The organism is Parabacteroides sp. 52 (genome assembly GCF_010500925.1).
Lineage (GTDB): Bacteria > Bacteroidota > Bacteroidia > Bacteroidales > Tannerellaceae > QVMG01.
Window position 1 is genome coordinate 1 of sequence record NZ_QVMG01000032.1, and the last position, 10,596, is coordinate 10,596.

Genomic DNA, 10,596 nt, shown 5'->3' on the forward strand with positions numbered 1-10,596 from the left:
ATTATTTCCTAATATAAGGCGTGGATTTCTTAATTTGGCCAATGATCAATGATTAACGATTAACGATTAGTGATTAGTGATTAGTGATGAACGATGGGTGAAGCGTGAAAGATTATAATTTACAATTTATAATTAACAATTAATCATTAGTGACTAGCACTCATCACTAAACACTAACCACTCATCACTAATCACTCATCACTAAATATTAATCGTTAGCCGTTAATCATTCATCTTTCCTCCTTTTCTTCGGAATTCAACCGATTGAAAAAAGGCAGGAAGACAAAATAGCAGATGGCTGTTAGGCATTTTGCGGCAAAAAAAGAGCGGACCCTGTCATTGGATCCGCTCTTTTATATTGACTCCGTGTTTATGTTATTTCTTCAAGGCAGCAATGCTTTCTTTGATTGAGTTGATTTTACTTTCCGCATCTGCCTGCTTCTTCCGTTCCATCTCGATCACCTTTGCCGGAGCCTTACTAACAAAGCTCTCAACAGATAGCTTTTTCAAAACAGAGTTCAAGAAGCCTTCCTGATAAACAAGCTCTTCATGCAACTTCGCCAATTCTTCTTCTACATTCATCAGCGCGCCCAGAGGAACTGCATATTCCGTAGTACCAATCAGGAATGAAGCAGCACCCACCGCTTTTTCTTCTGCCGTAGATACAGTTGTCAGGTTACACATCTTTACGATTACAGCGTTCAGACTATCATCATGTTCACCCAATACCTGCAATTCCAGCGCTTCTTTATTCGGTATATTTTTCTGCAAACGAATGGTACGTATGCCTCCGATCACTTCTTTTATCTTCTCAAAACGGGTCAGGTAATCTTCTTCGATCTCACCGGTTGCAGGGAACAGGCTAACCATAATACTTTCACCCTCTTTGCGCGGCTCCAACGCCTGCCATAATTCTTCGGTAATGAAAGGCATAAACGGATGCAAAAGACGCAATAAGGCATCAAAGAAATCCAATGTCGCTTTATAGGTTGCGCCATCAATCGGCTGTTCGAATCCGGGTTTGATCATTTCCAGATACCAGGAAGAGAACTCGTCCCAGAACAGCTTATAAACCGTCATTAAGGCTTCGCTCAAGCGGTATTTATCATACAGATCATCCATCTCTATGGCGGCTTTATCCAGACGCATACGGAACCATTTCACTGCCGATGCCGAAGCTTCGGGCTGTGCGATGGATTCGTCTACGTTCCAACCTTTTACCAGACGGAAAGCGTTCCATATCTTATTATTAAAATTACGTCCTTGCTCACACAGGGATTCGTCGAACGGGATGTCATTGCCCGCCGGAGCCGTCAGCATCAATCCCATACGCACACCATCCGCACCGTAGCTATCGATCAGATCCAACGGATCCGGTGAATTACCTAAGGATTTCGACATCTTCCGTCCTTGTTTATCGCGCACCAAACCGGTGAAATAAACATTCTTGAAAGGCATTTCTTTCTCATATTCATAGCCGGCCATAATCATACGCGCCACCCAGAAAAAGATAATATCCGGACCGGTCACCAGGTCGGTGGTCGGGTAATAATAACTGATCTCTTCATTGCCCGGATGATTGATACCGTCGAAAAGTGAGATCGGCCACAACCAAGAAGAGAACCAGGTATCGAGACAGTCTTCGTCCTGCCGCAGATCGCTCAATTGCAGCGAAGCATTACCAGTCTTTTCCCGCGCCATTTGCAGGGCTTTTTCTTCGGTTTCGGCCACAACAAATCCTCCTTCAGGCAGATAATATGCCGGGATACGATGTCCCCACCACAATTGGCGGCTGATACACCAATCCTTTATATTCTCCATCCAGTGGCGATAAGTATTCTTAAACTTGGGTGGGTAGAACTTCAAATCGTCGTTCATTACCACTTCCAATGCTGGTTTAGCCATCTCTTCCATCTTCAGGAACCATTGCATAGACAATTTCGGTTCGATCGGCACATTCGTACGTTCCGAATAACCAACTTTATTGTCGTAATCTTCGACCTTTTCCAATAGTCCGGCTGCATCCAGATCCAATACGATCTGCTCACGAACGGCAAAACGATCCATTCCGACGTATAACTCACCGGCCTCGTTGATCGTTCCGTTATCGTTGAAGATATCGATCGACTGCAGGTTGTATTTTTCGCCCAGCATATAGTCGTTCACATCGTGCGCCGGTGTCACTTTCAGACCTCCGGTACCGAATTCCATATCCACATAATCGTCCATAATCACCGGCACAGCGCGATTGACCAACGGCACGATCACCCGCTTGCCTTTCAGCGAAGTGTAGCGCGGATCATTCGGATTGACACAAACAGCAGTATCTCCCAGAATCGTCTCCGGACGAGTGGTGGCAATCACAATATATTGCTCCTCATCACCTTCTATACGGTAACGTAGGTAAAATAATTTACTATGCTCTTCTTTGTAGATCACCTCCTCATCGGAAACTGCCGTCAACGCCTGCGGATCCCAATTGACCATGCGGATGCCGCGATAGATCAGCCCTTTTTCGTATAAGTCGGTAAAGACCTTGATCACACTCTCCGAGCGAACCTCATCCATGGTAAAGGCCGTACGATCCCAGTCGCAGGAAGCACCCAGTCGGCGCAACTGCTTGAGGATGATACCTCCGTGTTCTTCTTTCCATTCCCAGGCATGTTTCAGGAATTCCTCCCGGGTGAGATCGTTTTTACGGATTCCCTTTGTGGCAAGCTTAGCTACCACTTTTGCTTCCGTAGCGATTGAAGCATGGTCGGTACCCGGTACCCAGCAGGCATTTTTTCCCTGCATACGGGCGCGGCGCACCAATATATCCTGAATGGTATTGTTAAGCATATGCCCCATATGTAATACGCCGGTGACGTTTGGAGGAGGTATGACGACTGTATAAGGTTCGCGTCCATCCGGTTCTGATTTGAAGAAACCGTTATCCAACCAATACTGATACCATTTACCTTCTACCTCTTTGGGGGTGTACTTACTTGCAATTTCCATGATGCTGTTCTAACTTAGATTGTCTGTTTTATCCCTGTCTATTCCATTCATGCGGAACAGGAATTCATTGAATCGGCAAATTTACAAAAATAATTAGGAATGTATATCAATCTGAACAGAAACCCATTTAATACTCCGGGCGTGTAGCCTCCACGCTTACACTATCCCGGTGGCAAGCGCCCAAAATGCCGACTCCTCCGTTTATGTTGCTGTATATACGGGTCGGTTCAGCCAAACCGGATTCGGCCAGTGACTCGGTAAGCGTATCATCATCCATTTCAATAAGTGATTTCAGATAACGGTAATAAGCCTCAGAGATGGTATACAAATTGACCCGGTAAAAGACAGGTAAATATTCCTCTTCTTCAATAGGAGAGTAATAGTAATGTCCTGAAACATAAACCCTCATGGTATATTCTTTTCCATTAATCAGATCGTCGGAGAATACCCGTCCGTTATATCCGGATAACCAGTCGTACCCCAACACTTTATCCAAAGCGGTGAATTTGCTGGTGAACAAAGGCTCTTCGTCATAATCAGCATATGCCCTTTGCCAGTGATATTCACCCGTATACACAGGTTCTTCTCCTTCCCAGTCCCATAGAGGCACCCCCGATTCTATCTGGATCAGGTAAAAATCCCTTCGATTCGGATCATCCTGAAAGGTGATATTCAGTCTGTTTTTATAACTGATATATCCCCATTGACTATGTGCCTCTAATTTCTCGGTCACTTTCAGGAATTTATTTTTCTCCGGTATCGTTGTTTCCGCATAAACCTCATTGAAACCCTTTTTGGAGGCAGTTATTTTTATCCTGTCACCCGCCACCGGTTGATAGGATGAATAATAATAAGCCTTACTGTTGTAATCCGTATACCCTTCCTGCCATATCATCTTTTCTTTCCATTGTCCGTTGACATACAAATGAACTTCGGCATCTTCTATTGTTACATTGGGATGATCATCAGTGAAAAACCAGGTGCGGGATACACTGGCAGTCACGACGTCTCCAACAACAGCGACACTGTTTAGTACCAATCGTGGAGTTGGACGCAAATGTTCTAAATTTATCTCTTTTTCACAGGAGAAAAGCGATAGGCAAAGGAAAAATAACGACAGATATAATTGACTCTTCTTCATCACGGTATTAAAATTTGTAAGTATAAGATATAGAAGGTATGACAGGCATAATGCCCACCGTTTTAAAACAAGGAACCGATTTGTATTTGTCATACGGACTCCCTCCCTGCTGAGGCGGTTTAGGTGGGATATAATCCGGGTCCTCTATTGTTTTCCATGTCTTTCTGATCATGAAAGGGTTCATCCGGCTGTACACATTGTATATGCTGATGTTCCAGATACCCATTCTGCCTTTTTTCTTAGGGCGATAGATATTTATGCCCAGGTCCAGGCGGTGATAAGCCGGCAACTGATAATTATTACGTTCTTCGTAATGATCCAACTCATAGGGTTCAGAATAGTACCCACCATATCCTGTATTTCCTTTTCCGCCTCCATACTCATCAGGGGGAATACTTTCATAATTTTCTAACGCCAGCGTAGCCCTGTTCCCGGAAGCATATGTCCAGGCAGCGGAGATTTCCACTTTGGCACTTATTTTATGCATGGCTACGATATTCAGTTTATGCCGGTTGTCATATTTCGACTGGAAGCGCTTCCCGTCATTGATTTCCGGGAACTTACGATCCGCCCATGAAAGCGTATATCCTATCCATCCCGTTGTCTTTCCGGTTTGTTTGCGAACCATAAATTCCGCTCCATAAGCCCGTCCGTCTCCCACCGTCAGTTTGTCTTCCCAAGAGGAGAAAGAAGGGACAAAAGAGTATCCATCCCGGTATTCCAACAGGTTTTCAAAGCGTTTGTAATATCCTTCTACGGAGAAATCATATTCTCCTTTCAGATTATAATAAAGTCCGAGAGAAGCCTGGTCGCTCAGGAGCGGTTTCAATCGTTTGGTCACGGGCATCCAGGCATCTGTCGGCAGGTTCATATAACTATCGCTTATCAAATGTACATATTGATTCATCCGGGCGTAAGAAGCCTTTATGCTCAGGTTCTTTTTGAGTAGCCAACGCAATGCCAGGCGGGGTTCCAGAGACATATAGGTTTGCTGGTCTATAGTAAAGATCGAATAACGCAATCCACCATTCAACCGTATCTGGCGGGATATAACCCAGTCGTCTTCGGCAAAAGCTGAAAATTCCTTTGCCCAAAGTAAGTCGTTGGAATAGACAGCACCTATATGGTTTCCTTCACCGGCTATTTCATCAAAAGCTCTTGTCTGGCTGTATTCGGGGCGAAACCGATGCATTAAAAAATCCCCACCAAAACGGATGTGATGTGAACTGATGGGCAGGTAGTCAAAAGAAGAGCGGAGACCAAAATCAGTAATACCTGTTTTGCTCGAAGTCTTGTTATACGAATACTCATAAGCATCTTCCCCTTTCACCCCGTATTCGTCTTCTTGTGTCTGTTGCATTTGGGAACTGTACTGGGTAAAAACACCGGATAATTTCCCAAATAACTTATTATTAAAGACATAGGTCCATCCTGCTGTTGCAATCAGGTTTCCCCATCTTAACGAAGCATGATTATCATACGAAAAAGGTGTTTCCTCTTCGACATTGAATTCTTCGTGCCCTCCTTTCAGTACGTCATTGCCGTTGTACAAACTGATAAACAGACGGCTACGTTCATTGAAATGATGGTTCAGTTTAAGGTTTAAATCGTGAAAAGCATATCTCCCCCGCGCCTTGTCTCCTTCCTTTTTGGTCAGGTTGTTTGCAATAGCGATTGCGGGGATAGTCAACATATCCAGCCACGTACGACGAAGCGCTATCATAAAAGAGGTCTTATCTTTCTTCAAGGGCCCCTCAAAACTCAAATTTCCCGAAATGAGACCAATCGAAGCACTCCCGTGATATTCTTTCATATTGCCCTCTTTGGTATGCACGTCCACCACAGACGAAAGCCTCCCGCCATAACGAGCCGGAAATCCTCCTTTGAAAAACTCCATACCCCGGATGGCTTCCGAGTTGAAGGCTGAAAAAACACCACCGAGATGATTGATCTGATAGACCGGGTTTCCGTCTACCAGGAATAGGTTCTCGTCCACATTGCCACCACGCACATACATACCGGCAAAACCTTCCGTGCCGGTAGCTACTCCCGGTGTCAGTTGTAACGTCTTGATGATATCGGCTTCCCCAAACATAACAGGGGTATTACGGATGGTTTGTTGATTTATCTCCAGTGTGCCCATCTGGGTGTTTGACACGGGGCGTTTTTCTGCATCCGATCCGTATACGACTACCTCATCCAAGGCGGTATTATTCTCCAGTTCGATAGTCAACAAAGTGTCTTTTTCCATAAAAGGGAAAGACATTCTCAGGGGCTTATAGCCTATATAAGAAAACTGCAAGGATATATCCCCCGGATCGAGAGATAAGCTAAAAAAGCCATAATTATTGCTGGCTGTTCCTTTGCGTGTGCCTACCTGGTAGACAGAGGCGCCGATCAATGCTTCTGAGGAATTCCGTTCCCGTATGAATCCACTGATCACGACCTGCCGGGGTTTCTTTTTCAGTATGACCACCCGTCCATTTATCTGATACATAATCGGTAAAGAGGAGAAGAGGTGTTTCAGGCAATCTGTTAATAATTCCTCTTTGACCGACAGAGACACTTTCGGCAAGTTGGTCAATAAAGAGGATTCGTAGGAAAAAAACATACCACTTTGTTTTTCCAGTTCCGACAGTATATGGATCAACTCCACCTGTTTCATTTTCAAGGTAATACGTCTGGAGCTATCCACAGTCGTTTCTTGTGCATAGAGAGACACACAGGAGCCGGAATACATAAATATTCCTATACATAATAAAAATAAGATTCGCATTGTTATTTCTGATGATTTACCGGACGTGCCTGCAACCGGACATCCAGTGTTTGATTAATGATAAGAAGCACTTCTTCCAGAGAAAGCTCTTCGAAGAAAGAGGTTAACATGGGTTCTTCCTTTCCCGTAAGATCTGTCTGGTTGACAATCTGCACCTGATAGGCATTACTGATATCACGGATAACCTTTTGAAGAGGGGTGTTATAGAAACGGAGCCGGCGGGTTTTCCAGGCCAGGTTATTGATTTCTTCCTCTTTATCAGAGACGGTCAAGCCTGTTTCTTCGGCATAATGTGCAGACATACCGGCGGTTAACACCGCCGACTCCCGCTCTTTACCTGCCGTGAAACGTACTTTCCCACTCTCTACAAAGAGGGATGTGGTTTTTCCTTCTTCCTGTGCCTGGAAACAGGTACCCAGTACCCTCACCTCCGCCTCTTTCATTTGTATGGAAAAAGGGCGTGACTCATCGCGTTGTACCTGAAAAAAAGCTTTTCCACTCATCTTCACCACACGCCCTTCTTTCCCATACTGTTTCCTCTCGTAGCGAAGAACAGAGTGTTCAGCCAGCGAGACCAGGGTGCTGTCAGGAAGATATACATCCTTTCTTTGCCCTGCTTCTGTGGTGATAGCGATCCACTCTGTCGCCTGTTTGTCTATCCAATAATGCACGCCTAACCCCAAAAGCAACAGGCATACCGCCGCCGACGCCCAAAGAGATCGTCTGAAAGAGACAGAACGATGGATTCTTTGTTGGCGGGCAAACTGTTTCCAGGCATTGTCCGTATCCAGACTGCCTTGGCGATAATGTTTCGCGACAAACTGTATGCGCTGTTCCAACCGGTTGTCAGATTCGTGTTTCATCTTTTTTATTTCCCTAATTTGAATTTATACCCTACGGAAAGTGTTACGGTATGATAGTTCGCTCGTATATTCGCGTATTCATCTTCCTTACCCAGGGACAATTCATAGCCGGCATTGACCACCCATTGTTTGATCTCCAAACCAATCTGAGTGGCAAGGCCCCAGTCAAAATTCCGCAGATAACTATCGTTACTCTTTGTCTTCGATCCATAATATCCATATCCATATGACTCTCCATCGTACCCGTAATTGGCGTAATAATTGATAGGATATAAGGCCGCTTCTTTTCTTTCTTCCCCTGTGTAATGAATAATCTGTGTGGCTTCACTCTTTGTCTTGATGCAATAAGCAAAATAAGGGCCGAAGGCAGCTGTCAAACGAACATCGTTTCCTAAATTCCAGGAGAACTTAGCCAATAAGGGCATCTGCAGAAAAGAACGTGTTTCTTTGTAATGAAGGCTAGTAAAGTCATCCTTTGTTGAATACAAAGAGGAGACTATATCTGCCGTATAGGCCCTTTGCGTAAAATAGAGACCGGACTGTAAGGCAAATTTTTCGGATTTGAACCGGTACTCCATGCCGACACCCGTCTTCCAGGAGGTGGTCCATCCACTATAATGCCTGTCCATCCATCCATAATCCGCGGTATTTCTCTTTACTCCGGTCATACCTATCTCAGGTGTCAGATAGAATTGTGCCTGCAGCGTGCCTATACACATCAGCCACATTGTCAAGTATAAAATCTTTTTCATCAATCTTTTTTTTGTTAGTAACCATTCGAGCTCTTACTCTTAAGACATGGGATTCCGAAAAACCCCTATGCTGCCTTAAAAAAAAAATTATCCGAAAAAGAAGGTATAGATACGAATGGCTGTTTCTTTCAGTGCTTTCAAGGCTTTACTCATCTGGTTTTCGACCGTTTTTATCGATAAATGCAATTCGTCGGCTATCTCTTGATATTTGAGTCCGTCCCGCTTGGAAAGGAGAAAGATCTTTTTTCGTTCGGGAGGTAATTGGTCTATGGCATTCCATAAACGGGCATCGCGCTCGGCACAGTATATTTGTTCTTCTTCGGAATTGTCTTCCATATCGGGCAGGAGATCGGTGGACGTTGAGAGGGGAGAGGGAGATAGAGCACTGAGGGAACGGTTACGCACGGTCTGATACAGATAGGCCTTCAGATTATCAATGGAGACACCCGAGCAATTCTTTTCCCATACATCGGTAAATGCCTGCTGAACAATATCCTCTGCATTGTCTATCTGCTCCACATAACGAAGGGCAAAGAGACATAGAGGTTTGTACAGGCTCTTGAAATTCCGTTCAAATTCAGAGGTTGTGATCTGTTGCATAAAGATTTGTTACCAAACTCCCGATTTACTATCTTCTGCAAAGAAAAAGAGATTCCCCATCATCTATTTCTTATTTCAGTTTCTTTATCAAACTTTTATAAAAAGAAAGCGTTTGAAGGGTACTTCAAACGCTGTTATGTCTTTCCCTTTTAACATCGATCAAGGACGGAAACCAATGATTTCCCGTACTTCACGCAATGTTTTGGCAGCACTTTCGCTGGCTTTTTCTGCTCCCTGACGAGCCACTTGCTCCAGGTAGGTGTCATTGGCTAAAATATCTAAAATATGTTCACGGATAGGAGCACAGAATATATTGATATCTTCTGCCAATTGTTTTTTCATATCTCCATAACGGATGGAACAGTTGTTGTATTGTTCGTTGAAAAAGTCATAGGTCGATTTATCAGACACAATATCCATCATCGTAAAGAGGTTCTCGACGGCCTGGGGCTTCTCGCTATTCGGCTCGGTAGGTCCGGAGTCAGTCACCGCTTTCATCACCTTTTTCTTGATTGTCTTTTCATCGTCGATCAGGTAAATGGCATTGCCTTCACTCTTACCCATCTTGCCGGATCCGTCCAATCCCGGCACTTTCACCGCTTTCTCTGTCAGGTGGAAAGAGGCTGGTTCCGGAAAGAACTCTACCCCGTATATCTGGTTGAAACGACGGGCAAACTTACGCGCCATCTCCATATTTTGTTCCTGGTCTTTGCCTACCGGCACTTTTACGGCTTTGTGAATGATGATGTCCGCAGCCATCAGGGAGGGATAAGTCAACAGACCGGCATTTACGTTGTCGGGTTGTGAACGTACTTTGTCTTTGAAGGAGGTCACACGCTCCAACTCTCCCAGGTAGGCATTCATATTCAGATACAGGTATAATTCTGCCACTTCGCGCACATCGCTCTGGATGTAGATCGTCGCTTTCTCCGGGTCAATACCGCAAGCCAGGTATTCCGCAAGAATTGTTTTTACACTGTTACGAATGTTGTCGGGATGAGGATGGGTGGTCAATGAATGCCAGTCGGCAATAAAAAAATAACATTTATATTCGTTCTGCATCTGCAGAAAGCTTTTGACAGCACCAAAGTAATTCCCTAAATGCAAGTTCCCTGTCGGGCGGATGCCACTCACTACAATTTCCATTCTAACCTTTACGTTTTAATTCCTAAATGGCGACAAAGATACAAAATATATAACGAGCATCGTGTTTTGGTGAATAAATATTAATCACTGATCGCTAAGTGAGGGGGGGGGGATGAACGATGAACGATTAACGGAGGAAGAAGGAAGTGATTAGTGTTTAGTGATTAGTGATGAACGATGAGTGAAGCGTGAAAGATTATAATTTACAATTTATAATTAACAATGCGAATCAGTAGTTGAAACTGTTCGCAGATTATTTTGTTAAAATATTAATTATCAATAAAACAAGCGCGTTGAATATTTATTCAATCTTCTGGA

General features: G+C 44.2%; 7 protein-coding genes. All 7 read right to left on the minus strand.

Features of this window, described 5'->3' with window-relative positions; all coding sequences use genetic code 11:
• Nucleotides 1-375: 375 nt before the first annotated feature.
• Nucleotides 376-3,000 carry a valine--tRNA ligase gene (locus D0T51_RS11735; RefSeq protein WP_163729523.1) on the minus strand — a complete coding sequence of 875 codons (2,625 nt, stop codon included), beginning with the start codon at nucleotides 2,998-3,000 and terminating at the stop codon, nucleotides 376-378.
• Nucleotides 3,001-3,127: 127 nt separating this feature from the next.
• Nucleotides 3,128-4,141, minus strand: coding sequence for a DUF4249 domain-containing protein (locus D0T51_RS11740; protein WP_163729525.1), 1,014 nt, complete (start codon nucleotides 4,139-4,141; stop codon nucleotides 3,128-3,130).
• 7 nt (nucleotides 4,142-4,148) lie between these two features.
• Nucleotides 4,149-6,917, minus strand: a complete 2,769-nt coding sequence (locus D0T51_RS11745) for a TonB-dependent receptor (RefSeq protein WP_163729528.1) — start codon at nucleotides 6,915-6,917, stop codon at nucleotides 4,149-4,151.
• Between the two features lie 2 nt (nucleotides 6,918-6,919).
• The gene (locus tag D0T51_RS11750; protein ID WP_163729530.1) at nucleotides 6,920-7,780 is read right to left on the minus strand and encodes a FecR family protein; all 861 of its coding nucleotides are present in this window, start codon (nucleotides 7,778-7,780) and stop codon (nucleotides 6,920-6,922) included.
• A gap of 5 nt (nucleotides 7,781-7,785) precedes the next feature.
• Nucleotides 7,786-8,532 (minus strand): porin family protein, encoded by a 747-nt coding sequence (locus D0T51_RS11755; protein WP_163729532.1) that lies wholly within the window; start codon nucleotides 8,530-8,532, stop codon nucleotides 7,786-7,788.
• A gap of 87 nt (nucleotides 8,533-8,619) precedes the next feature.
• Nucleotides 8,620-9,132, minus strand: coding sequence for an RNA polymerase sigma-70 factor (locus D0T51_RS11760; protein ID WP_163729534.1), 513 nt, complete (start codon nucleotides 9,130-9,132; stop codon nucleotides 8,620-8,622).
• 159 nt (nucleotides 9,133-9,291) lie between these two features.
• Nucleotides 9,292-10,278 (minus strand): tryptophan--tRNA ligase, encoded by a 987-nt coding sequence (gene trpS / locus D0T51_RS11765; protein WP_163729536.1) that lies wholly within the window; start codon nucleotides 10,276-10,278, stop codon nucleotides 9,292-9,294.
• Between the last annotated feature and the right edge of the window lie 318 nt (nucleotides 10,279-10,596).